We start from the raw sequence: 22,778 nt of genomic DNA on the forward strand, positions 1-22,778 counted from the left end.
GTTGTCGAACCCGCCCGGCTTTCACATGGAGTTTTTATGAAGCGTTTTTCCCCATTGCTGCTGTTGCTGGCCTGTACCTTGACCCCACCTGCACTGCTGGCCGCCGAGACGCCACCGCCGGTGTCGGAGTGCCTGCTCAAGAGCCAGGAAATCAGCAGCAAGATTCAGCAGGCCAAGGCCGAAGGCAACAAACGTCAGCAAGCCGGCCTGGAAAAGGCCCTGAGCGAAACCAATGCCAACTGCAGCGAAGCGTCGCTGGTCAAGCAACGCGAACAGAAAGTGCTGGACGCCAAGCGCGAAGTCAGCCGCCGCCAGACCGACCTCAACCAGGCCATGACCAAGGGCGACCCGGAGAAAATCAACAAGCGCAAAGACAAGCTGGCCGAGTCGCGCAAGGAACTGCTCGACGCGCAGGCCGAGCTTGAGAAAGTCCAGAACTGATCAGGCCTTTATCAGGCGCCCGCCGCCGGGAAGGCCGAGGCGCCGAACAGCCCGATGATCAGGCCCATGCCCACCAGCCAGGCCAGCGAACGCAGCAATGCCAGGTCGGCCAGGTAAAAAATGATGTACAGCAGGCGGCTGGTAATGAACAGCACCGCCAGTACATCGATGGTCACCAGCTGCGCATTGCCGGCGATGTGGGCAATGATCACGGCAGCGGCGAATCCCGGCAAAACCTCGAAGCTGTTCAGTTGTGCGTTATGGGCGCGTCTTGGCAATCCTTCGAGGCGGTCGAGGAAATCACGCGGGTCATGGTTATGGTCCAGATTGAATTTACCGCTGCTGAGCTTGGCGATAGCCGCACAGATTATCGGCAGCAGGATGGCGATCAACACACACCAGAAAGCGACTGTCATTTTTCTTTCCCTTCAATTGAGCTTCATCACGAACATGCCGAGCAACACCAGCGCACAAGCTAAGAGCCGGGGCCGCCCGAAAGGTTCTTTGAAGTAACGCATTCCCATGATCACCACCAGCACGACACTGATCTCGCGCAGGGCCGCCGCCTCCGCGACCGAGCCCAGTTGCATGGCCCACAGCACCAGCGCATAACTCAGCAACACACACAGCCCGACGCTGACGCCCAAACGCCACTGCTCGCGCCAGAACATGACGAAGGCAGGCCGTCGGTAAGCGACGGCCAGCAACGGAAAGGGCCAGGCGCTGATCAGCGTCAGCCAGACCAGATAATCCAGCGGCTTCGCGCCCAGTTTCAAGGCTTGCCCGTCAATCCAGGTGTAACTGCCGATGCACAGGCCGATCAGGCCCACCACCGGCAGCATCGACCAGGGCAAGCGCGCCCCGCCACCGCCCTGCCAAAGCAGGCAGACCATGCCGGCAGGAATCAGCAGGATGCCCAGAATCTGTTGGCTGCTCAGGTCTTCGCCGGCAAAGACAAGGGTCAGGCCCAGCACTACCAGTGGTGACAGGCCACGCATCAAGGGGTAGACCAGCCCAAGATCGCCGACCCGGTAAGCCTTGATCAGCAGCGCACGATAGAGCAACTCGAACAACGCCGAGGCTATCAGCCAGGGCCAGATAGACAACGCAGGCGGCGTGACAAAGCCCAAGGCCAGCAGCGCAAAGACCAGCGCCACTGCGTCCATGCTGGCGATCACCAGCAAGCGCTCGCCGCTGAATTTGACCAGCGTGTTCCAGAGCGCGTGCAGCACGGCCGCGATCAACACCAGGACTGTCGCCAACACCCTCGATTCTCCTTGTTCGGCCAACGCGCGAAACAGGCCGCGAGAATAGCCGATGGGCGGCTCGCCCGACAGTTTCATGCCGCCATCAAATAATCCTGTGTGGCAAAAAATTTCCTTTTCAGTGCACTATCCTCGGTTCCCTGTGGTCAACGCGTGCGCTTGAACCACTGAAATGCACCCTCGATATGCAATGGATACGGACCTACGGATGCTTGAACTTGTTGCTGCTTTCATTTGCCTGACCACCCTGCTCACTTATGTGAACTACCGCTTTATCGGCCTGCCGCCGACCATCGGCGTGATGGTTACCGCCTTGCTGTTTTCCCTGCTGTTGCAAGGCCTGAGCCTGATCGGTTTTCCGGGGCTTGAAGAACGTGTCGAGCAACTGATCGGACAGATCGACTTCGGCGATCTGCTGATGAACTGGATGCTGTCCTTCCTGCTGTTTGCCGGCGCCTTGCACGTCAACCTGGCCGACCTCAAGAGCTACCGCTGGCCCATCGGCCTGCTGGCGACCTTTGGCGTGCTGATCGCCACCGTGGTGATCGGCACACTGGCCTGGTGGATCTTTGCCCTGTTCGGCTGGCACGTCAGCTTCCTGTATTGCCTGCTGTTCGGTGCACTGATTTCGCCGACCGATCCGATTGCCGTGCTGGGGGTGTTGCGCACCGCCAATGCCTCCAAACCGCTGAAGACCACGATTGTCGGCGAGTCGCTGTTCAACGACGGCACGGCCGTAGTGGTGTTCACCGTGCTGCTGGGCATCGCGCAACTGGGTGAAACCCCAAGCGTCGCTGAAACCGCCATGCTGTTTGCCCATGAAGCGATTGGCGGAGTGCTGTTCGGTGGCCTGATCGGTTACGCCGTGTACCTGATGATCAAGAGCATCGAGCAACACCAGATCGAGGTCATGCTGACCCTGGCGCTGGTCATCGGCGGCTCTGCGATGGCCTCCGAGCTGCATGTGTCGGCACCCATCGCGATGGTGGTGGCTGGTCTGATCATCGGTAACCTGGGACGCAACCTGGCGATGAACGACATGACCCGCCGTTACATGGACGGTTTCTGGGAACTGCTCGACGACATGCTCAACGCCCTGCTGTTCGCGCTGATCGGCATGGAGCTGTTGCTGCTGCCGTTCTCATGGCTGCACTTGCTGGCCGCCGGGCTGCTGGCGGTGGCCATTCTGCTGGCCCGCCTTGTCACCGTGGCACCGGCCATCCTGCTGTTGCGCCGCTGGCGCAGCGTGCCGCAAGGCACCATTCGCATCCTGACCTGGGGCGGCCTGCGCGGCGGCGTGTCGGTCGCGTTGGCACTGGCTTTGCCGCTGGGGCCAGAGCGCGATGTGCTGCTGAGCATCACCTACATCGTGGTGCTGCTGTCGATCCTGTTGCAGGGCCTGACCATCGGCAAGCTGGTGCGCTCGGTCACCGGACACACGCAACCCCCCGCTTCGGCGCTCGATGCGGCACACTGACCGGACGCATGCTAAAGCGTGAATAAATAGTGTTAAAAAAAACACCTCGGCAGACCACGGTCTGTTGAGGTTCAATCAATGCCTAGTCCGCTTAGCGCAATGCAGGAGCAAGCATGTCCGCCCATGACGAGATCGCCCCGACAGGCGGTGCGCCAATGATTCCCGATCAACGCCGTGAACTGCTACTGCGCCAGTTGCGCAAGCATCAGGTGCTGAGCGTCCACCAGTTGATGGAAATGTTCGACTGCTCACACATGACCATCCGCCGCGACATTGCCCTGCTTGAGCAAGAAGGCCGCGCCTATTCGGTCAGCGGCGGCGTGCGCATTGCCAGCCAGTTGCACAGCGAGCCCAGCCATCAATCCAAGGCGGTGGTCGAGCTGCCGCACAAACAGGCGATTGCGCAGCTGGCCGCGCAGTTGCTGCACCCGGACATGACCGTTTATCTGGACGCCGGCACCACCACCCTGGAAATCGTGCCGTACATCATTGCCCTGTCGGGCATGACCGTGGTGACCAACGACTTCGGCATCGTCAATGCGCTGGCCGATGCCGGGCATGTGGACGTGATTCACACCGGCGGCCTTCTCGATCACCCCAACCTGTCCAGCGTCGGCGGCCTGGCGGCGGCAACCCTGCGCCAACTGGCCACCGACATCGCGTTCATGTCGACCAGTTCGTGGGACCTGCAACGCGGCACCACCACACCGTCGGCGCTCAAGGTCGAGCTCAAGCAGGCGGCGATGCAGTCAGCCTCGCGCAGCGTGCTGGTCGCCGCCAGCTCCAAATACGGCACCTTCGGCATGTACAAGATCGCGCCACTGGAGCAGTTCGACACCCTGATCACCGACAACGCCCTGGCCGGCGCGGCAGCCGACAGCATCCGCAAGCAAGGCATCGAGTTGCAGTTGGCAGTGGTTTAGGCCACCCGCAGCGAGCTCACCAAAGCCCCTTTCGAGGGGCTTTTTTCTGTGTGAATATTTGTTAATCCTAAATATCACTTCACATTAATCGTTCACTGATCCACTATCACATTCACATTTCAGAACAATGTTAGCCGTCTGTTGGTATGACGAGCAGCGGCACAGACCGAGGATGATGCAATGACCCAATCCAATGTTGGTGTGATCGGCCTGGGCGCCATGGGCCTGGGCATTGCCCGCTCGCTGTTGCGCAATGGCTTTAACGTGCATGCCTGCGATGTGCGCAGCGAAGTGGTCCAGGCGTTCGCCGCTGAGGGCGGCGTGGCCGCAACCTCGCCAGCCGCTCTGGCCGCTGCCTGTGACGTGATCATCACCGTGGTGGTCAACGCCGAGCAGACCGAAACCGTATTGTTCGGTGACAACGGTGCCGTCGCTGCACTGCGTCCAGGCAGTCTGGTCATCGGTTGCGCCACTGTCGCGCCGACCTTTGCCGTCGAGCTGGGCCAGCGCCTGGCCGATCAGGGCTTGCTGTACCTCGATGCGCCGATCTCCGGCGGCGCGGCCAAGGCTGCCGCCGGCCAGATGACCATGATGACCTCGGCACCCGCCGACGCCTACGCCAAGGCCGAAGCGGTTCTGGCGGGCATGGCCGGCAAGGTCTATCGCCTCGGCAACGTCCATGGCCTGGGCTCGAAAGTCAAAATCATCAATCAGCTGCTGGCCGGTGTGCACATCGCTGCCAGTGCCGAAGCCATGGCCCTGGGCCTGCGCGAAGGCGTCGATGCCGACGCCCTGTACGAAGTGATCACCAACAGCGCCGGCAACTCGTGGATGTTCGAGAACCGCGTGCCGCACATCCTCAAGGCCGACTACACCCCGCTGTCTGCCGTCGACATTTTCGTCAAGGACCTGGGCCTGGTACTGGATACCGCCCGCGCCAGCAAATTCCCGCTGCCGCTGTCGGCCACTGCGCACCAGATGTTCATGCAGGCTTCCAGCGCCGGTTTCGGCCGCGAAGACGACTCGGCCGTGATCAAGATTTTCCCGGGTATCACCCTGCCGACCGCCAAGTCCGAGGAATAAGCGATGAGCGTTAATTCCCGCCCGCTGCTGGGCTGCATCGCCGACGACTTCACCGGCGCCACGGACCTTGCCAACATGCTGGTGCGCGGCGGCATGCGCACGGTACAAAGCATTGGTATTCCATCGGCCGAGCTAGCCGCTGGCCTGGACGCCGACGCCATCGTCATCGCCTTGAAATCGCGCACCACGCCCTCGGCAGACGCTGTCGAGGAGTCGCTGGCGGCCCTGCAATGGCTGCGCGACCGTGGCTGCGAGCAGATTTTCTTCAAATACTGCTCGACCTTCGACTCGACCGCAGCCGGCAATATCGGCCAGGTCAGCGACGCCTTGCTGGCGCAACTGGGCAGCGACTTCACCGTGGCCTGCCCGGCCTTCCCGGAAAACGGCCGCACGATCTTCCGTGGCCATTTGTTCGTGCAGGACCAGTTGCTGAACGAATCGGGCATGCAGAACCACCCGCTGACGCCCATGACCGACGCCAACCTGGTGCGCGTGCTGCAAGCGCAGACCAGGGCCAAGGTCGGCCTGCTGCGTTACGACACCGTGGCCAAAGGCCCTGAAGCGGTACGCGCACGCATCAATGAGCTGCGCGCCGAAGGCGTGAGCATGGCCATTGCCGATGCCGTGTCGGACGCCGACCTGTATGTGCTGGGCGAAGCCTGTGCCGATCTTGCGCTGCTGACCGGCGGTTCAGGCCTGGCGCTGGGCCTGCCGGAGAACTTCCGCAAGGCCGGCAAACTGCGTGCGCTCGATGCCGCGCAAAAGATCGACATCGCTGGCGGCGAAGTGGTCCTGGCCGGCAGCGCTTCGGTGGCTACCAATGGCCAGGTCGCGGTCTGGCTGCAAGCCGGTCGCCCGGCCCTGCGCATCAACCCGCTGGAACTGGCCGACGGCAAGCCTGTGGTCGAGCAGGCCATCGCTTTTGCCCGCGATGCCGGCCAGACCGTGCTGATCTATGCCACCAGCACCCCTGACGAAGTCAAAGTTGTGCAGCAGAAGCTTGGCGTCGAGCGCTCCGGTGCGATGGTCGAAGAAGCACTGGGGCAGATTGCCAAAGGCCTGCTGGACGCTGGCGTACGCCGCTTTGTGGTCGCCGGTGGTGAAACCTCCGGTGCCGTGGTTCAGGCGCTCGGCGTGCAACTGCTGAAAATCGGCGCACAGATCGATCCGGGCGTACCGGCAACGGTCAGCGACGGTGAACAACCGCTGGCCCTGGCGCTCAAGTCCGGCAACTTCGGTGCCCGCGACTTCTTCGCCAAGGCGCTCAAGCAGTTGGCAGGAGAAGCCTGATGATTAATGAGCAAGCCCTGCGCGAAGAAATCTGCGACGCCGGCCGCTCGCTGTATGGCCGTGGCTACACGGTCGGCAGCGCCGGCAACATCAGTGCGCGCCTCGACGACGGCTGGCTGATCACGCCGACCGACGCCTGCCTGGGCCGTCTGCAGCCGGACGAGATCGCCAAGGTCAACCTGCAAGGCGAATGGGTGTCGGGCAGCAAGCCGTCCAAGACCCTGGCCCTGCACCGCCAGGTCTACGACCGCAACCCGCAGGTCGGCGGCGTGGTGCACACCCACTCCACGCATCTGGTGGCCCTGACCCTTGCCGGCGTCTGGCGTGAAGACGACATTCTGCCGCCACTGACCCCTTATCAGGTCATGAAGGTCGGGCACATCCCGCTGATCGGCTATCAACGCCCGGGCTCGCCACTGGTGGCCGAGCGTGTGGCGCAACTGGCCAACAGCGTGCGTGGCGTGATGCTCGAGCGCCTGGGCCCGGTGGTCTGGGAAAGCTCGGTGGCCAAGGCCTGCTATGCCCTGGAAGAACTCGAAGAAACCGCCCGCCTGTGGCTGATGACCGACCCCAAGCCTGCGCCGCTGTCGGCCCAGGCGCTGGAAGAACTGCATCAGACGTTCGGGGCCAAGTGGTAATCGCGTCTCGATAAATCCAAAACAGGCCGCGCCCGCGGCTTGTGCCAACGCCGGCACTGCCGGAACACAATAAAAACAGGAAGCAAGCATGACTCCATTAATGTTGATGCTGATTGCCGGCGCAGGTATTGCCCTGCTGCTGTTTCTGGTTCTCAAATACAAATTCCAGCCCTTTGTTGCCCTGATGCTGGTCAGCATCATCGTCGCTCTGGTCGCGGGCGTTAAGCCTGCCGATCTGGTGGCGACCATCGAAGGCGGCATGGGCAAGACCCTCGGTCACATCGCGATCATCATTGCCCTGGGCGCGATGATCGGGCGCATCATCGAGTTGTCTGGCGGTGCCGAGGCGTTGGCCAAGACGCTGATCCAGCGCTTTGGTAACAAGCGCACACCGCTGGCGCTGACCGTGGCCGGTTTCATGGTCGGCATCCCGGTGTTCTTCGAGGTCGGGGTCATCATTCTGATGCCGCTGGCCTATGGCGTGGCCCGTGCGGCACGCAAGCCGCTGCTGATCTTCGCCTTGCCGATGTGCGCCGCCTTGCTGGCCGTGCATGCCTTCCTGCCGCCACATCCGGGTGCCGTGGCCGCTGCCAGCCAACTGGGTGCCGATCTGGGCCGGGTATTGCTGCTGGGCATTCCGATGGTCGCGGTACTGTGCGCAATCGGCTACTTCGTGGCCGGGCGCATGACCCGCAAGACCTACCCGATGACCGATGACATCCGCGCCGAAGTCTATGGCCCGCACGTCACCAACGCCGACCTGGAAGCCTGGGCACGTAACGACTACTCCACCGTGCGTGAAGCGTCCGACGCCAAAGAGTTCGGTGCCGAAGCCAGCGCCAGCAGCCTGGCCAAGAGCCTGCCGCCAGCGCCTGCACCGGGCTTCGGTCTGATCATTGCCCTGATCCTGCTGCCAATCGTGTTGATACTGCTCGGTACGCTGGCCACCACCATGCTGCCGGCCGGCACCCTGCTGCGCGACGTACTGACCGTACTCGGCGCGCCGCTGGTCGCCCTCCTGATCGACACCCTGCTGTGCGCCTGGCTGCTCGGTTCGCGCCGTGGCTGGAGCCGCTCGCAAGTGTCGGACGTGATCGGCTCGGCCCTGCCGGGCGTGGCCATGGTCATCCTGATTGCCGGCGCCGGTGGCGTATTCGGCAAGGTCCTGGTCGACACCGGCATCGGTGCTGTGGTCTCCGAAGCACTGCGCAACACCGGCCTGCCGGTTCTGGCACTGGGCTTTATCCTGACCCTGCTGCTGCGCGCCGTACAAGGCTCGACCACTGTCGCACTGGTGACCACCGCCGGTATCCTCAGCCCGCTGATCGCCACTCTGGACCTGTCGGCCAACCACCTGGCCCTGCTGTGTCTGGCCATGGGCGGTGGCGGTCTGGCCATGTCGCACATCAACGACGCCGGTTACTGGATGTTCACCAAGCTGGCCGGCCTGAACGTCGCCGACGGCCTGCGGACCTGGACCGTACTGGTCACCCTGCTGGGCACACTGGGGTTCTTGATGACCCTGGTAATGTGGCCTTTCGTCTGACCCCCTGAAGCTTGAAAGACTGGAGTTAACATGCCTCGTTTCGCCGCCAACCTCAGCATGCTGTACCCACAGCATGACTTTCTGGATCGCTTCGCTGCCGCTGCTGCCGACGGCTTTGCGGCGGTCGAGTACCTGTTCCCTTACGACTACAGTCCGCAGGAGCTCAAGCAGCGCCTGGACGACAACGGTCTGGTGCAGGCGCTGTTCAATGCCCCACCGGGCGACTGGGCAGCCGGCGAGCGCGGCATTGCCAGCCTGCCAGGGCGTGAAGAAGAGTTTCGCAGCGGTGTGGCCAAGGCGCTGGAGTACGCTCAGGTGCTGGGCAACGACCGCATCCACGTGATGGCCGGCCTGCTGCCCGACGAAAGCCTGCGCGAACATCACCAGGCGGTGTATCTGGAAAACCTGGCCTATGCCGCAGCGCAGGCCAGGCCGTTCGGCATTATCGTGCTGATCGAGCCGATCAACACCCGCGACATGCCGGGCTTCTTCCTGAACCGTCAGGACCAGGCACAGGCCATCGTCAAGCAGGTCGGTGCCGACAACCTCAAGGTGCAGTTCGACCTGTACCACTGCCAGATCGTCGAAGGCGACCTGACCGCCAAACTGCGCCGCGACTTCGCCGGCATCGGCCACATCCAGATCGCCGGCGTGCCGGACCGTCACGAACCGGACCTGGGCGAGCTGAACTATGCGCACCTGTTCGAGGTGATCGACCAGTTGGGCTACACCGGCTGGGTGGGGTGTGAATACCGTCCGAAAGGCGACACCAGCGAAGGCCTGGAATGGCTGCGCCGCCTCAAGGCGTAACAACCATTGCGCAAGGCCGGGCGGCCTGCGTCATTCGTCGCCCGGCTGGCCGAACTGGTCCTTGATGTAGCGGATTTCAGTGCGGCCATGCGGCGCCGGCAGGCCGTCGTCGCCCAGGTTGACGAAGACCATCTTCTCGACGGTCAGAATGCTTTTGCGGGTGATCTTGTTGCGCACCTGGCAATGCAGGGTGATCGAGGTACGGCCGAACTCGGTGGCAGTAATGCCCAGCTCGATGATGTCGCCCTGGCGCGAGGCGCTGACGAAGTTGATCTCGGAGATGTACTTGGTCACCACCCGCTGGTTGCCCAACTGGACGATGGCATAGATCGCCGCCTCTTCATCGATCCAGCGCAGCAGGCTGCCACCGAACAGCGTGCCGTTAGGATTGAGGTCTTCGGGCTTCACCCATTTGCGAGTATGAAAATTCATCGTAACTCCTGTCATCTGACCTAAAGATGCCAAGCATCATGGCAGAGCCAGCCGCTCAAGCCCATGCCTGCCTTTACGCAACGCCCTCCTCGATTCGCCATGCCCTGGCCTGCTCCACGGTCTGCGATGTCCACAGCGTGACCGGCAAACGGTTGCGCGACTGATAGCCGTCAATGATTGCATCCAGCGCCTGATTGATCTCGCCAGCCGTTCTGGCCTGCAACAACTGTTGATCGGCACGCAGCAGCAATTCGGTATTGGCCTCGGTCTGCCAAAGCAGATGCAGGGAAGGAAAGATCAGCGCCTTTCGGATGTTGCCAGCAATGACCCGGATCTCTCGCTGACGCATGAGCACCCGCGCCGCCGTCAGCAGCGGCGACTGCACGCGCCGGGTATCGAGCAGTCGCGCAAAGGCTGGCCGCTCGTAACGGTTCAGTTGCAGCACCAGCCATTGACTGTCAGCCGCCGTCGTAGTGTGCCGTTCGAGCGCCGCAAGGACCGTGTCGACATCACCCGATGCAGTGTCGAGATCAAGCGCGGCAATGGCCGCCTCCAGTTGGGCGAACAGGTTGTATGCCGTGTTGCGCCACGCCCGCATCTGCGCCGCTGCCGGCACGCGCTCGACGCTGGCAAGCATGTCGTCATCCAGGCTTTGCAGCGCCTCGTGCAATGAGCCGAAATCATAAGCCTCACGCCCTTCGGCACGCTCGGCCAGATGCGCCCTGACCGCCTGTTCCAGCTTGTCCTGCAAGTGATTCCTGACCTGCGCGCTCATGGTGAAATTCAACGTGCCGTTCAACGCGCCGGTGAAGTCGCCGCGCTCGGTGCGCAACGGCACCACCACGGTTTGCGCGGCAAAGGTCTTGAGGTCGAGGTTTTGTAATTCGCGCTGCGCCGTCACCGGGGCGTCTGCCAGCCAGTCGCTCAGAAAACCCTTCAAGCCGCCACGGCTGCTGACGATCGGACTTTTTTCGAAGGTCAGGATCAGCATGTCGGCACCCGATAGCAGGTCGGTGGCCAGCCCCGGATCGAGCAGTTGCGGCACCGGCGTATTGAGCAGCACGCCGCCGTCCTGGAAGAAGGTCAATTCGTCGAACACCTGGAAATCCAGGCCTTGCTGGCCCGGCTGGCGAAACACCACCGGCAATGAGGCCGACACATGCGCGGCCTGGGCGATGTCCATGTCGGGGGTCAGCGCCGCGCCGAACACCACCAGTTGCGGGGCGCCTGAAAACATCGCCGTGCCGGTGATGTTGAGCTGTTTGATCCGGGGGATATGCCGGCTGAGCAGTGCAAGGTCGGCGAAGGTCACCGCACCACCGGCCAGCAAACGCTCGCGCACGACCAGCACCTCGGTAGGGTGCGCATCGTGGATCAGGGCCAGTACCGCAGCGCGGGCCGTGTTGCGAATCAACGTTTGCAATGGCAACGCTTCGGAACGGATGCGCGGCAATACGCTCAGCAATAAATGGGTGAAGCCGCCAGCGGTGCCAGGCACCACTTGCCCTGCGCGCTCGCCCAGCCCGGCCAGGCCGCGTTGCAACCAGCCGACGCTGGCATTGCTGCTGTCGAGCAGGGCCAGCAGGTTGGTGTTGTCGATCAGGTCATCGAATTGCGGCGCCGGCATGCCGGCGGCAATCAACGCCGCCATGATCGCGCCGGCGGACGATCCGTGAACCGACTCAAGCCCTGGCAAGACGCCGAGATGCTCCAGCGCCGTCACCGCCCCCGAATAGGCAAAGCCCTTCGCGCCACCGCCGCTGAGAATCAGCTTGCGGATCGGCGGGCCATCGAGTTCAAGGTGGATAATGCCGTTGTCGCCTTCTGACAGCGTGATACGGCGGCTGCCCGCCTGCTCGACGATGATTTGGGCTGGCTCGATTGCCTTCGTTGACTCGATTCCTTTCGAGGGACTGTTCAAGTGCTGCTCCTTGCGCGCATTAATTCGGCGTCGAGGATAAGCGCCCTTGCAGGGCCGGGTGCGGTACAAGAATATTTTTCTGCTGAATACGCCACAAACGCACAACCGATAGAAAACCTTGGGAACATTCGCCAGCGCAGCTATACTGCCACCCGATTTCAAACGGTCATCTACCCTTGATACCGTTCCCGCCACCTGTCCGAGGGGCGCTGCAGCAGGTTTTACCCTGTCAGGCTCGGATGGGGCGTTGTCTGTCAGGCTGATCCTTCAGCCGGCCGGCCTTTAACGCACAACGGCGCCCATTCGCATTTACTTGGAATGGAGACTCTTCAATGAGCGCTGCAAACACGCCCGCAGATTTCAACGACTTCAAGGTCGCCGACATTTCCCTGGCCGCCTGGGGCCGCCGCGAGATCATCATCGCGGAATCCGAAATGCCAGCCCTGATGGGTCTGCGCCGCAAGTACGCTGGTGAACAACCGCTCAAGGGCGCGAAAATCATCGGCTGCATCCACATGACCATCCAGACCGCCGTGCTGATCGAAACCCTGATTGCCCTGGGTGCCGAAGTACGCTGGTCGTCGTGCAACATCTTCTCGACTCAGGACCAGGCCGCCGCCGGTATCGCCGCAGCCGGCGTACCGGTATTCGCCTGGAAAGGCGAGACCGAAGAAGAGTATCTGTGGTGCATCGAGCAGACCATCCTCAAGGATGGCCAGCCATGGGATGCCAACATGATCCTCGACGACGGCGGCGACCTGACCGAGATCCTGCACCACAAATACCCGCAGATGCTGGCCAGCATCCACGGCGTGACCGAAGAAACCACCACTGGCGTGCACCGTCTGCAAGAGATGCTGGCCAAGGGCGAACTGAAGATCCCGGCGATCAACGTCAACGACTCGGTCACCAAGAGCAAGAACGACAACAAATACGGCTGCCGTCACAGCCTGAACGACGCCATCAAGCGCGGCACCGACCACCTGCTGTCGGGCAAGCAGGCGCTGGTCATCGGCTACGGTGACGTGGGCAAGGGCTCGGCCCAGTCGCTGCGTCAGGAAGGCATGATCGTCAAGGTCACCGAAGTCGACCCGATCTGCGCCATGCAAGCGTGCATGGACGGTTTCGAACTGGTTTCGCCGTACATCAACGGTGAAAACGACGGCACCGAAGCCAGCGTCGACGCTGCCCTGCTGGGCAAGATCGACCTGATCGTGACCACCACCGGTAACGTCAATGTCTGCGACGCCGGCATGCTCAAGGCTCTGAAAAAGCGCGCCGTGGTGTGCAACATCGGTCACTTCGACAACGAAATCGACACCGCTTTCATGCGCAAGAACTGGGCATGGGAAGAGGTCAAGCCACAGGTACACAAGATTCACCGTACCGGTGCCGGCGCGTTCGATGCTCAGAACGATGACTACCTGATCCTGCTGGCCGAAGGCCGTCTGGTGAACCTGGGCAACGCCACTGGCCACCCAAGCCGCATCATGGACGGCTCGTTCGCCAACCAGGTGCTGGCGCAGATCTTCCTGTTCGAGCAGAAGTTCGCTGACCTGGCACCTGCCCAGCAAGCCGAGCGCCTGACTGTAGAAGTGCTGCCCAAGAAGCTGGACGAAGAAGTCGCCCTGGAAATGGTACGTGGCTTCGGCGGTGTCGTGACCAAACTGACCAAGACCCAGGCCGACTACATCGGCGTGACCGTCGAAGGCCCGTTCAAGCCGGACACTTACCGCTACTAAGGTGAGGCCAGCTGCAAGGGGCAAGCTTTAAGCTGCAAGCAAGAGCCGTTCGCGGTGTTGCTTGCGGCTGGTTTGTCGCTTGTCGTCTAACGTCTTTAATAGCAACACGCTTTGAACCTTGGGCTGCGAGAGTCGGCGCACTGCCTTCTTGCAGCTTGAGGCTTGAAGCTTGCCGCTGGAGCTCCCTATGAGCCTGGAACGTCGCTACAGCTTCGAGTTCTTTCCTACCAAGACCGATGCCGGGCATGAAAAACTGCTGAACGTTGCCCGCCAACTGGCAACCTACAACCCCGATTTCTTCTCCTGCACCTATGGTGCCGGGGGGTCGACCCGTGATCGCACGCTCAACACCGTGTTGCAGCTCGAAAACGAGGTGAAGATTGCTGCCGCACCGCACCTGTCGTGCGTCGGCGACACCAAGACTGAGTTGCGTGAGCTGCTGACCCACTATAAAGACGCCGGGGTAAAACGCATTGTCGCCCTGCGCGGCGACCTGCCTTCGGGCATGGGCGTGGCCAGTGGTGACCTGCGTTATGCCAGCGACCTGGTGAGTTTCATCCGTGAAGAGACCGGCGATCACTTTCATATCGAAGTGGCGGCCTACCCGGAGATGCACCCGCAGGCGCGCAACTTCGAGGACGACCTGGCGCATTTTGTGACCAAGGTCAACGCCGGTGCCGACAGCGCGATCACCCAATACTTCTTCAACGCCGACAGCTACTTCTACTTTGTCGAGCGCGTGCAGAAGCTGGGCGTGAACATCCCGATCGTGCCGGGCATCATGCCGATCACCAACTACAGCAAGCTGGCCCGGTTCTCGGACGCTTGCGGTGCGGAAATCCCGCGCTGGGTGCGCAAGCAGCTCGAAGCCTACGGCGACGACAGTGCAAGCATTCAGGCGTTTGGCGAGCAGGTCATCACCGAAATGTGCGAAAGCCTGCTGCAAGCCGGCGCGCCGGGGCTGCACTTCTACACCCTGAACCAGGCTGAACCGAGCCTGGCAATCTGGAACAACCTCAAGCTGCCACGCTGAGACCATTGTTCGATGGCCCCCAGGCATTGCTTCGGGGCCATACTCCTGATAAAACCGTTGAGCAGCCGGAAACCAGCACAGCGTAGTGGCTCTGTTATACTCCGGCCTTCCCGCCAGGCTTACGCCCGGACGCTGGGTCTTGCAAAAGGCATCTCGATCACGCCGATGCAGTCACGAGATGGATTTCCGACCCTGCTGCACCGGACGCGATGCGTTCCTCATGAGCTCCTGAAAACCGCGACCCACACCCCGTCGCAGGTCAAAGCAGCCAGAACGCCATTGCGCCAGGCACGATTTCCCTGAGCACAAGCTCCAACCAGAACAGGATTTCTCATGTCCTTTGCCTCCCTCGGTCTCTCCGAGGCTTTAGTCCGCGCTGTTGAAGCGGCGGGCTACACCCAGCCTACTCCCGTGCAACAGCGGGCTATCCCCGCCGTGTTGCAAGGTCGCGACCTGATGGTTGCGGCGCAGACAGGTACTGGTAAAACCGGTGGTTTCGCCCTCCCGATCCTGGAGCGGCTGTTCCCCAACGGTCACCCGGACAAATCCCAGCGTCACGGCCCGCGCCAGCCGCGCGTACTGGTCCTGACCCCGACCCGCGAACTGGCAGCGCAGGTGCACGACAGCTTCAAGCTGTATGCCCGCGACCTCAAGTTCGTCAGCGCCTGCGTGTTCGGCGGTGTCGGCATGAATCCACAGATCCAGGCCCTGTCCCGAGGCGTCGACGTACTGGTCGCCTGCCCGGGCCGCCTGCTCGACCTTGCCGGCCAAGGCAATGTCGATCTGTCCCACGTTGAAATCCTGGTGCTGGACGAAGCCGACCGGATGCTCGACATGGGCTTTGTGCACGACGTCAAAAAGGTCCTCGCACGCCTGCCTTCCAAGCGTCAGAACCTGCTGTTCTCGGCAACGTTCTCCAGCGACATCACCGCGCTTGCCGGCAAGCTGTTGCATGATCCCGAGCGCATCGAAGTCACGCCACCGAACACCACGGTAGAGCGTATCGAACAGCGTGTGTTCCGCCTGGCCGCCAGCCACAAGCGGGCCTTGCTCGCCCACCTGATCACTCAGGGCGCGTGGGAGCAGGTACTGGTCTTCACCCGCACCAAGCACGGCGCCAACCGCCTGGCCGAATACCTCGACAAGCACGGCCTCAGCGCTGTCGCGATTCACGGTAATAAAAGCCAGAACGCCCGTACCAAAGCCCTGGCCGACTTCAAGGCCGGCGAAGTGCGGATCATGGTCGCCACCGACATCGCCGCTCGCGGCCTGGACATCGACCAGTTGCCACACGTGGTCAACTTCGAACTGCCCAACGTCGACGAAGACTACGTGCACCGTATCGGCCGTACCGGCCGTGCAGGCCGTACCGGCGAGGCGATCTCGCTGGTGGCACCGGACGAAGAAAAGCTGCTCAAGAGCATTGAGCGCATGACCAAACAGAAGATTGCCGACGGCGATCTGGCCGGTTTCGACGCCACCACGGTTGAAGCCGAAAAGCCTGAAACCCGCGAGCCTCGTCCACAACGCAATACCCGTAACGGCCGTGCCGAAGGCGCCGACAAAGGCGAAAAGGGAAGCGGCGGCCGTCGCGATAAAGGCAAGGACAAAGGGCGCGAAAAAGACAAGGGCAGGGACAAGCCGGCCGCCGCAGCGGCACCGGGCGAACGCCCTGCTCGCCCGCCACGCGAGAAAAAGCCACGCGAAGGCACTGGCCGCAGCCAGCAACAACCACAGCAATCGGCTGCACCTGCCATCCCGCGCGCACCGGCCAACCGTGATCCGGAAGTGTTTCTGGACGATGACGTCGACAACTTCGGCAACCGCGCCGACTACGTCAGCCCTTACAAGGGTAACGCCCAGGGCCGTGGTCGTCGCCCAGGCGCTGCATCGTCGCCGGGCAACGGCGCAGCCCGGCCGCAGGGGCAGGCACCACGCAACAACTCGCCACGTCCGGCCGGTGCTGGCGCCGGTGCCGGCAAGCGCACCAGCAACGGTCCGCGTACCGGCGGCCCACGCAACAACGCCCCACGTGATCGTCAGGCCCGTGAAGAGCCCGCCGTTCGTCCACAGGAGCGTCAGCCGCAGCAGCCAAAAATCGTGCACAAGGAATCGAAGATCGATCGTTTCCCGTCTGCCGAACTGCTCGACGAGTTGCCAAACCGTCCACGCGGTGAAAAACCGGCCCTGCTGACCCGCAACCGCGACAGCTAAAAGCCGCTAACGAAAACGCCGACCCAAGGGTCGGCGTTTTTGTATCTGCGCTAAGGCTTACTTCTTTTGCACGCCTTCCAGCGAGATATCCAGATCCAGCGTCTGCGACGTCGGGCCTGGGCCTTTGATGCCGAAGTCGTTCAGGTTCAAAGTGGTCGAACCGTTGAAGCCGGCACGGTAGCCGCCCCATGGATCCTTGCCTTCACCATTGAAGGTCGCCTTGATCACGACTGGCTTGGTGACGCCGTGCAGGGTCAGGTCGCCGGTCACGTCAGCGGTTTTCTCGCCGGTGGATTTCACGCTGGTAGAGACGAACCTGGCTTCAGGGAATTTGCCGGTGTCCAGGAAATCCTTGCTCTGAATGTGCTTGTCACGTTCGGCATGGTTGGTGAACAGGCTGGCGGTTTTCAGCTCGACGGCGATCTTGCTGGCTTCAGGCTTGGCGGCGTCAAAAGTGAACGTGCCGTCCCAGTCCTTGAAGGTACCGTGGATGAAGCTGTAGCCCAAGTGGCTGATCTTGAAATCGATGAAGGCGTGCTGGCCTTCCTTGTCGATCACGTAGTCGGCAGCCATTGCCTGACCGGCGGTGAACAGTGCTGTACCCAGAGCCAGTGCGGCGAGAGACTTCTTCAACATGCTGTATTCCCTTTATGGTTGAGCTATCAATTACGACCCAGCATGCGCTTGAGGGTCACATCACGATCAATAAAGTGGTGTTTCAGAGCAGCCAGACCATGAAGCACCGCAAAAATCACGATGGTCCAGGCCAGATAAAAATGTATTTGTCCTGCAGTGTCGGCCTGCTGCGGCAGTCCGCTGATCAGCGCCGGCACCTCGAACAGCCCGAATACCGGAATGCCCACGCCATCGGCGGTGGAAATCAGGTAACCGGCAGTCATCACCGCAAACAGCGCGACATACAGAAACAGATGACCGAAGGCCGCGCCGATACGGGTCAATCTACTGTAGCTGGCCAATGGCGGTGGCGGCGGGCTGACAAAGCGCCAGATCACCCTGGCCAGCATCACTGCGAATAACACAAGGCCAATGCTTTTGTGCAGGTCAGGGCCTTGTTTGCGCCAGCTGTCGTAGTAATCCAGCCCCATCATCCACAGCCCCAGGCCAAACAGGCCGAAGACCGTCAAGGCCACACCCCAGTGCAGCACGCGGCTGACCAGACCGTATCGAGAAGGTGAATTACGTAACTGCATTGCCGGGTACCTTGTAAGACGTGCGATCAGACTAGCGATTTATCTATCGAAAAAAAGCGCAAAAAACTGCTTTGAAATATCGATAAATACGATCTTGATAACCGCCTGTCAGCGCGTTTGTTTCAGACCATAGGGAGTTGTGCCGGTTCGTTACGCACGTGTAAACCGGGCGCAACGCAGCATCGCCAGAAATCGGCGCGGGGAATACGAGCTAAAGACCATCGGCTTTGGAGTGCCGATGAACGGTAGCTAGGGCGGGCAATCACCGTCGCGGCGCCATTGCCGGGGGCTGACCCCGAACCAGCGGCGGAAGGCGCGGCTGAAGGCGCTGGTTTCCGAATAGCCGAGCAAAGGCGCCAGGCTGGAAATCGGCAATTGCTGCTGGCGCAGATAATGAGTGGCCAGTTCACAACGCAACGTGTCGACCACAGCCGAAAAACTCAGGTTCTGCTCGCGCAAGCGCCGTTGCAGCGACCAGCTGGCCATGCCCAGTTGCCCGGCGATGTCTTCCAGCACCGGTTCGCCTTCCAGCAGGCGCTGGCGTACCTGTTCGCGCACCTCATCGACGATGTCCAGCGTGCCCTGCCCGCCCTTCTCACTCAGCCGGCTGAGCTGGCTCAGCGAGTCCTGCATCACCAGCAACAGCAGCGGGTCGCTCTGCGGCATGCTGCGTTGCAGGCCGCGCTTGGGGATCAGCAGAGAGTTGAACGGTTGCTCGAAGTACACCGGCGCATCGAAGACTTTGCAGTGCTCATGCCAGTGCTCGGGCCGTGGATGCTCGAAATGCACCGCCCGTGGCGCCCATTGGTTGCCCAATACATGACGCACCAGATTGAGTGCCATGCCCAGGGTCAACTCGGCATCCTGACGCCGGCTGAGAATCGCGCCGTGGCGCACCTGATAGTCAAAGCGATAGCAGTCGCCGGCATCGACCAGGCGAATCAGGCTGTTGCGCTGGTGCAGCGGAAAGGCGCGGGCGAAGTTGATCAGTGCCTGTTCGACAGTCGCCGAGCACAGGCCGATATAGCCGAGCAACCCCAGTGCCTGGGGCTTGAACTGCTGGCCGTAGTACAAGCCGAAATTGTCACAGCCCGACTGCCGCGAGGCCTCTTCGAGCACCTGGCAGTAATTGGGCAGCGCCAGGCTCAGGGTCGGGTGGCGCAGCGATTCGGGATCGATACCGGACACGCCGAGAATACGGTCAGGGTCGCCGCCCTGCTTTTCGATGAAGTCGCACAGCCCGCTGGCGGCCGCCGCCAGTACGCCGGCATTGGCCTGAGCACCGGCCAGCAGCGAGGAGCCCGCCGAGAATGCTGGCTGGGCAAGAAGAATGCTCATGGGCGGCTCCTTTGTGACAATTGATGTCAGCAAGCAAGAAATACGCCGCCCACTCTGATAACTGCGGGGCGCAACGCTTTCAGCCGATCAAGACACCTCTCGAATGAAGATAAATGCACCCAAATGGGTCATCCGGGAACACCTGCACCGCTGCCGGGCGGCGGATTTGACTCAATACGACAGTGCTGCGCGTCGTCGGTAAAGAGTTGACCCTGGACGACAAAGAGCCATTCTCAAGGTCAAGTCGCGCCCATGAAATCCGCTCATGATGAAGATGAGCCACGTTAACCAGGCCATCTCGAATAACAACAAATGTCGTCCGGAGAATTCTCATGATCTATGCCAAACCAGGTACTGCAGGCGCCGTCGTCACGCTCAAGTCGCGTTACGGCAACTACATCGGCGGTGAATTCGTCGGGCCCGTCAACGGCCAGCATTTCACCAACACCAGCCCTGTGGATGCCTCAGTGATCGGTGAATTCCCCCGCTCCGACAGCGCCGACATCGAGCGCGCGCTGGACGCCGCCCATGCTGCCAGCGAGGCCTGGGGCAAGACCTCGGTGCAGAACCGCTCGCTGATTTTGCTGAAAATCGCCGACCGCATCGAAGCCAACCTTGAATTGCTCGCCGTCGCCGAAAGCTGGGACAACGGCAAGGCCGTGCGCGAAACCCTGAACGCCGATGTGCCGCTGGCCGCCGATCATTTCCGTTACTTCGCCGGCTGCATCCGTGCCCAGGAAGGCAGCAGCGCCGAGATCGACGAACACACTGCTGCCTATCACTTTCACGAGCCGCTGGGCGTGGTCGGGCAGATCATCCCGTGGAATTTCCCGTTGCTGATGGCCGCCTGGAAGCTGGCGCCGGCACTCGCCGCCGGTAACTGCGTGGTGCTCAAACCGGCCGAACAGACACCGCTGTCGATCACCCTGCTGGCCGAGGTGATCGGCGACCTGCTGCCGCCCGGCGTGCTGAATATCGTCCAGGGCTTTGGCCGCGAAGCCGGTGAAGCCTTGGCCACCAGCACGCGTATCGCCAAGATCGCCTTTACCGGCTCGACGCCGGTCGGCTCGCATATCATGAAATGCGCGGCCACCAACATCATTCCGAGCACCGTGGAGCTGGGCGGCAAATCGCCGAACGTGTTCTTCGAAGACATCATGCAGGCGGAACCGGCCTTCATCGAAAAGGCTGCCGAAGGCCTGGTGCTGGCGTTCTTCAACCAGGGTGAAGTGTGCACCTGTCCGTCGCGGGCGCTGGTGCAGGAGTCGATCTTCGAGCCGTTCATGGTCGAGGTCATGAAGAAGATCAAGGCCATCAAGCGCGGCAACCCACTGGACACCGAGACCATGGTCGGCGCCCAGGCCTCGCAGCAGCAATACGAGAAAATTCTCGGCTATCTCGACATCGCTCAGCAGGAAGGCGCACAACTGCTGACCGGCGGCGCCTCGGAGCAACTCGAAGGCGATCTGGCCAGCGGTTACTACATCCAGCCGACCCTGCTCAAGGGTACCAACGACATGCGCGTGTTCCAGGAAGAGATCTTCGGCCCGGTGGTCGGCGTGACCACCTTCAAGGACGAAGCCGAAGCCCTGGCAATCGCCAACGACACCGAGTTCGGCCTTGGCGCCGGCGTCTGGACCCGCGACATCAACCGTGCCTACCGCATGGGCCGGGCGATCAAGGCCGGGCGTGTCTGGACCAACTGTTACCACCTGTACCCGGCGCACGCTGCCTTCGGCGGCTACAAAAAGTCCGGGGTCGGGCGCGAAACCCACAAGATGATGCTCGACCACTATCAGCAGACCAAAAACCTGCTGATCAGCTACGACATCAACCCGTTGGGCTTCTTCTGATCTGCCGCATAGACAGCCAACTCAACACAGCAACGACCCGCTGCCGCGCGGCGGGACGTGAAGGAGCCCAGATATGTCCAAAGAGACACTCACCACACCCTCTCAAGGGGGTGTGGAAACCGAAGCGGTCAGCGCCGAGTATTTCGCCAGCCGCCAACTCAAACAAGGCGCCGCCGGCTGGGTATTGCTGATCGGCCTGGGCGTGGCCTACGTGATTTCCGGTGACTACGCCGGCTGGAACTTCGGCCTGGCGCAAGGTGGCTGGGGCGGGATGTTCATCGCCACCTTGCTGATGGCGACCATGTACCTGTGCATGTGCTTCTCGCTGGCCGAGCTGTCGTCGATGATTCCTACCGCCGGCGGCGGCTACGGCTTTACCCGCACCGCGTTCGGGCCTTGGGGCGGCTTTCTGACCGGTACGGCGATCCTGATCGAATACGCCATCGCACCTGCGGCGATTGCCTGCTTTATCGGCGCCTATTGCGAATCGCTGTTCGGCATCGGCGGCTGGATCATCTACCTGGTGTTCTACGTCGTGTTCATCGGCATCCACATTCTCGGTGCCGGTGAGGCGCTGAAGCTGATGTTCGTGATCACCGCCGTGGCCGCCATCGCACTGGGCGTGTACATCGTGGCGATGGTGCCGCACTTTCAGGTCGCCAACCTGTTCGATATTCCGGCCACCGAAGCCACCGGCGCCAGCAGCTTCCTGCCGTTTGGCTACATGGGCATCTGGGCGGCGCTGCCGTACGCCATCTGGTTCTTCCTGGCCGTCGAAGGCGTGCCGCTGGCCGCCGAAGAAACCAAAGACCCGAAACGCGACCTGCCACGCGGCCTGATTGGCGCGATGCTGGTGCTGCTGGCCTTTGCCGGCCTGATCCTGCTGGTCGGTCCGGGCGCTGCCGGTGCCCAGGCGCTGGTGGCTTCGGGTAACCCGCTGGTCGAGTCGCTGGTCAAGGTCTACGGCGGTTCGACCTGGATGAGCCAGTTCGTCAACCTGGTCGGTCTGGCCGGCCTGATCGCCAGCTTTTTCTCGATCATCTACGCCTATTCGCGGCAAATCTTCGCCTTGTCGCGTGCCGGCTACCTGCCACGCGGCCTGTCGCTGACCAACCGTAACAAGGCACCGGTCATGGCACTGATTGTGCCGGGCATCATCGGTTTCGGCCTGTCGCTGAGCGGCCAGGGCGATCTGCTGATTCTGGTCGCAGTCTTCGGCGCCACGCTGTCGTATGTCCTGATGATGGCCGCGCACATCACCCTGCGCGTGCGTCGCCCGGACATGCCACGCCCGTACCGTACACCCGGCGGCGTGCTGACCTCGGCGGTGGCACTGGTGCTGGCGGCGATTGCCCTGGTCGCAGGTTTTCTGGTCGACACGCGGGTCGTGATCGGCGCTGCCGTCATCTACGCTCTGTTCATTGCCTACTTCGCCTTGTACAGCCGTCACCATCTGGTGTCCGGTACCCCCGAGGAAGAGTTCGCGGCCATTCAGGCGGCTGAACAATCCCTGCGCTGACCTGCAATTAGCGGCCACCCTGCGGGTGACCGCGACAGGAGA

20 protein-coding genes and 1 riboswitch are annotated in these 22,778 nt (G+C 61.9%); of the genes, 13 read left to right on the top strand and 7 right to left on the bottom strand.

Annotated features, from left to right (window positions below; all coding sequences use genetic code 11):
• The first annotated feature begins 36 nt into the window (after positions 1 to 36).
• Complete coding sequence (locus ACYP2A_RS17035) at positions 37 to 441, top strand: DUF1090 domain-containing protein (RefSeq protein WP_459746753.1); 405 nt, start codon at positions 37 to 39, stop codon at positions 439 to 441.
• A gap of 11 nt (positions 442 to 452) precedes the next feature.
• Here the strand turns inward: ACYP2A_RS17035 and ACYP2A_RS17040 are convergent, their stop codons facing one another.
• A complete protein-coding gene (locus tag ACYP2A_RS17040; protein ID WP_459746754.1) occupies positions 453 to 857 on the bottom strand; it encodes an MAPEG family protein in 405 nt (134 codons plus the stop codon).
• Between the two features lie 12 nt (positions 858 to 869).
• Complete coding sequence (locus ACYP2A_RS17045) at positions 870 to 1,706, bottom strand: EamA family transporter (RefSeq protein WP_459746755.1); 837 nt, start codon at positions 1,704 to 1,706, stop codon at positions 870 to 872.
• Positions 1,707 to 1,914: 208 nt separating this feature from the next.
• On the opposite strand from ACYP2A_RS17045, the gene ACYP2A_RS17050 reads away from it, so the two are divergent.
• From ACYP2A_RS17050 to otnI, 7 genes are all read left to right on the top strand, one after another.
• Complete coding sequence (locus ACYP2A_RS17050) at positions 1,915 to 3,183, top strand: cation:proton antiporter (RefSeq protein WP_459746756.1); 1,269 nt, start codon at positions 1,915 to 1,917, stop codon at positions 3,181 to 3,183.
• A gap of 113 nt (positions 3,184 to 3,296) precedes the next feature.
• Complete coding sequence (locus ACYP2A_RS17055; RefSeq protein ID WP_459746758.1) at positions 3,297 to 4,106, top strand: DeoR/GlpR family DNA-binding transcription regulator; 810 nt, start codon at positions 3,297 to 3,299, stop codon at positions 4,104 to 4,106.
• A 180-nt stretch (positions 4,107 to 4,286) separates the two neighbouring features.
• Positions 4,287 to 5,189 (top strand): L-threonate dehydrogenase, encoded by a 903-nt coding sequence (gene ltnD / locus ACYP2A_RS17060; RefSeq protein ID WP_459746759.1) that lies wholly within the window; start codon positions 4,287 to 4,289, stop codon positions 5,187 to 5,189.
• A gap of 3 nt (positions 5,190 to 5,192) precedes the next feature.
• Complete coding sequence (gene otnK / locus ACYP2A_RS17065; protein WP_459746760.1) at positions 5,193 to 6,479, top strand: 3-oxo-tetronate kinase; 1,287 nt, start codon at positions 5,193 to 5,195, stop codon at positions 6,477 to 6,479.
• Entirely contained in the window at positions 6,479 to 7,117 is a 639-nt protein-coding gene (gene otnC, locus ACYP2A_RS17070; RefSeq protein ID WP_459746761.1) for a 3-oxo-tetronate 4-phosphate decarboxylase, read from the top strand. Before otnK ends, otnC begins: the two co-directional genes overlap by 1 nt.
• 88 nt (positions 7,118 to 7,205) lie before the next feature.
• Positions 7,206 to 8,663 (top strand): GntT/GntP/DsdX family permease, encoded by a 1,458-nt coding sequence (locus ACYP2A_RS17075; protein WP_459746762.1) that lies wholly within the window; start codon positions 7,206 to 7,208, stop codon positions 8,661 to 8,663.
• Positions 8,664 to 8,693: 30 nt separating this feature from the next.
• Entirely contained in the window at positions 8,694 to 9,473 is a 780-nt protein-coding gene (gene otnI, locus ACYP2A_RS17080) for a 2-oxo-tetronate isomerase (RefSeq protein WP_459746763.1), read from the top strand.
• Positions 9,474 to 9,503: 30 nt separating this feature from the next.
• Here otnI and ACYP2A_RS17085 read toward each other — a convergent pair whose 3' ends face one another.
• Complete coding sequence (locus ACYP2A_RS17085) at positions 9,504 to 9,905, bottom strand: acyl-CoA thioesterase (RefSeq protein WP_459746765.1); 402 nt, start codon at positions 9,903 to 9,905, stop codon at positions 9,504 to 9,506.
• Positions 9,906 to 9,978: 73 nt separating this feature from the next.
• On the bottom strand, positions 9,979 to 11,826 hold the full coding sequence (locus ACYP2A_RS17090) for a patatin-like phospholipase family protein (protein ID WP_459746767.1): 1,848 nt from the start codon (positions 11,824 to 11,826) through the stop codon (positions 9,979 to 9,981).
• A 195-nt stretch (positions 11,827 to 12,021) separates the two neighbouring features.
• Positions 12,022 to 12,134: riboswitch (S-adenosyl-L-homocysteine riboswitch) on the top strand.
• A gap of 24 nt (positions 12,135 to 12,158) precedes the next feature.
• On the opposite strand from ACYP2A_RS17090, the gene ahcY reads away from it, so the two are divergent.
• The 3 genes from ahcY to ACYP2A_RS17105 all read left to right on the top strand — a co-directional run bounded on the left by ahcY (position 12,159) and on the right by ACYP2A_RS17105 (position 16,815).
• The gene (gene ahcY / locus ACYP2A_RS17095; protein ID WP_459746769.1) at positions 12,159 to 13,568 is read left to right on the top strand and encodes an adenosylhomocysteinase; all 1,410 of its coding nucleotides are present in this window, start codon (positions 12,159 to 12,161) and stop codon (positions 13,566 to 13,568) included.
• A 187-nt stretch (positions 13,569 to 13,755) separates the two neighbouring features.
• A complete protein-coding gene (metF, locus tag ACYP2A_RS17100; protein WP_459746771.1) occupies positions 13,756 to 14,601 on the top strand; it encodes a methylenetetrahydrofolate reductase [NAD(P)H] in 846 nt (281 codons plus the stop codon).
• Between the two features lie 333 nt (positions 14,602 to 14,934).
• The gene (locus tag ACYP2A_RS17105) at positions 14,935 to 16,815 is read left to right on the top strand and encodes a DEAD/DEAH box helicase (RefSeq protein WP_459746772.1); all 1,881 of its coding nucleotides are present in this window, start codon (positions 14,935 to 14,937) and stop codon (positions 16,813 to 16,815) included.
• 57 nt (positions 16,816 to 16,872) lie between these two features.
• On the opposite strand, the gene ACYP2A_RS17110 is transcribed toward ACYP2A_RS17105, so the two are convergent.
• The 3 genes from ACYP2A_RS17110 to qhpR form a co-directional block, all read right to left on the bottom strand.
• A complete protein-coding gene (locus ACYP2A_RS17110) occupies positions 16,873 to 17,451 on the bottom strand; it encodes a YceI family protein (protein ID WP_459746773.1) in 579 nt (192 codons plus the stop codon).
• A 26-nt stretch (positions 17,452 to 17,477) separates the two neighbouring features.
• Complete coding sequence (locus tag ACYP2A_RS17115; protein WP_459746775.1) at positions 17,478 to 18,026, bottom strand: cytochrome b; 549 nt, start codon at positions 18,024 to 18,026, stop codon at positions 17,478 to 17,480.
• A 249-nt stretch (positions 18,027 to 18,275) separates the two neighbouring features.
• Positions 18,276 to 19,364: an AraC-like transcriptional regulator QhpR gene (gene qhpR, locus ACYP2A_RS17120; RefSeq protein WP_459746776.1), complete on the bottom strand. Its 1,089-nt coding sequence runs from the start codon at positions 19,362 to 19,364 to the stop codon at positions 18,276 to 18,278.
• Positions 19,365 to 19,696: 332 nt separating this feature from the next.
• Here qhpR and exaC point away from each other — a divergent pair, with 332 nt between their 5' ends.
• Both exaC and eat read left to right on the top strand, forming a co-directional pair.
• The gene (gene exaC / locus ACYP2A_RS17125) at positions 19,697 to 21,217 is read left to right on the top strand and encodes an acetaldehyde dehydrogenase ExaC (protein WP_459746779.1); all 1,521 of its coding nucleotides are present in this window, start codon (positions 19,697 to 19,699) and stop codon (positions 21,215 to 21,217) included.
• Positions 21,218 to 21,290: 73 nt separating this feature from the next.
• On the top strand, positions 21,291 to 22,736 hold the full coding sequence (gene eat, locus ACYP2A_RS17130; RefSeq protein ID WP_459746781.1) for an ethanolamine permease: 1,446 nt from the start codon (positions 21,291 to 21,293) through the stop codon (positions 22,734 to 22,736).
• Positions 22,737 to 22,778: the final 42 nt, after the last annotated feature.

The sequence above is a fragment of the Pseudomonas sp. 3A(2025) genome (genome assembly GCF_054589175.1).

What these genes read in the sequence shown, in the direction of transcription:
- ltnD (WP_459746759.1), top strand. Translation starts at nt 4,287, where the DNA reads ATGACCCAATCCAATGTTGGTGTGATCGGCCTGGGCGCCATGGGCCTG.
- ACYP2A_RS17040 (WP_459746754.1), bottom strand. Translation starts at nt 857, where the DNA reads ATGACAGTCGCTTTCTGGTGTGTGTTGATCGCCATCCTGCTGCCGATA.
- ACYP2A_RS17075 (WP_459746762.1), top strand. Translation starts at nt 7,206, where the DNA reads ATGACTCCATTAATGTTGATGCTGATTGCCGGCGCAGGTATTGCCCTG.
- metF (WP_459746771.1), top strand. Translation starts at nt 13,756, where the DNA reads ATGAGCCTGGAACGTCGCTACAGCTTCGAGTTCTTTCCTACCAAGACC.
- ACYP2A_RS17085 (WP_459746765.1), bottom strand. Translation starts at nt 9,905, where the DNA reads ATGAATTTTCATACTCGCAAATGGGTGAAGCCCGAAGACCTCAATCCT.
- eat (WP_459746781.1), top strand. Translation starts at nt 21,291, where the DNA reads ATGTCCAAAGAGACACTCACCACACCCTCTCAAGGGGGTGTGGAAACC.
- otnK (WP_459746760.1), top strand. Translation starts at nt 5,193, where the DNA reads ATGAGCGTTAATTCCCGCCCGCTGCTGGGCTGCATCGCCGACGACTTC.
- exaC (WP_459746779.1), top strand. Translation starts at nt 19,697, where the DNA reads ATGATCTATGCCAAACCAGGTACTGCAGGCGCCGTCGTCACGCTCAAG.
- ACYP2A_RS17115 (WP_459746775.1), bottom strand. Translation starts at nt 18,026, where the DNA reads ATGCAGTTACGTAATTCACCTTCTCGATACGGTCTGGTCAGCCGCGTG.
- ACYP2A_RS17035 (WP_459746753.1), top strand. Translation starts at nt 37, where the DNA reads ATGAAGCGTTTTTCCCCATTGCTGCTGTTGCTGGCCTGTACCTTGACC.
- ACYP2A_RS17105 (WP_459746772.1), top strand. Translation starts at nt 14,935, where the DNA reads ATGTCCTTTGCCTCCCTCGGTCTCTCCGAGGCTTTAGTCCGCGCTGTT.
- qhpR (WP_459746776.1), bottom strand. Translation starts at nt 19,364, where the DNA reads ATGAGCATTCTTCTTGCCCAGCCAGCATTCTCGGCGGGCTCCTCGCTG.
- ACYP2A_RS17055 (WP_459746758.1), top strand. Translation starts at nt 3,297, where the DNA reads ATGTCCGCCCATGACGAGATCGCCCCGACAGGCGGTGCGCCAATGATT.
- ahcY (WP_459746769.1), top strand. Translation starts at nt 12,159, where the DNA reads ATGAGCGCTGCAAACACGCCCGCAGATTTCAACGACTTCAAGGTCGCC.
- otnC (WP_459746761.1), top strand. Translation starts at nt 6,479, where the DNA reads ATGATTAATGAGCAAGCCCTGCGCGAAGAAATCTGCGACGCCGGCCGC.
- otnI (WP_459746763.1), top strand. Translation starts at nt 8,694, where the DNA reads ATGCCTCGTTTCGCCGCCAACCTCAGCATGCTGTACCCACAGCATGAC.
- ACYP2A_RS17110 (WP_459746773.1), bottom strand. Translation starts at nt 17,451, where the DNA reads ATGTTGAAGAAGTCTCTCGCCGCACTGGCTCTGGGTACAGCACTGTTC.
- ACYP2A_RS17050 (WP_459746756.1), top strand. Translation starts at nt 1,915, where the DNA reads ATGCTTGAACTTGTTGCTGCTTTCATTTGCCTGACCACCCTGCTCACT.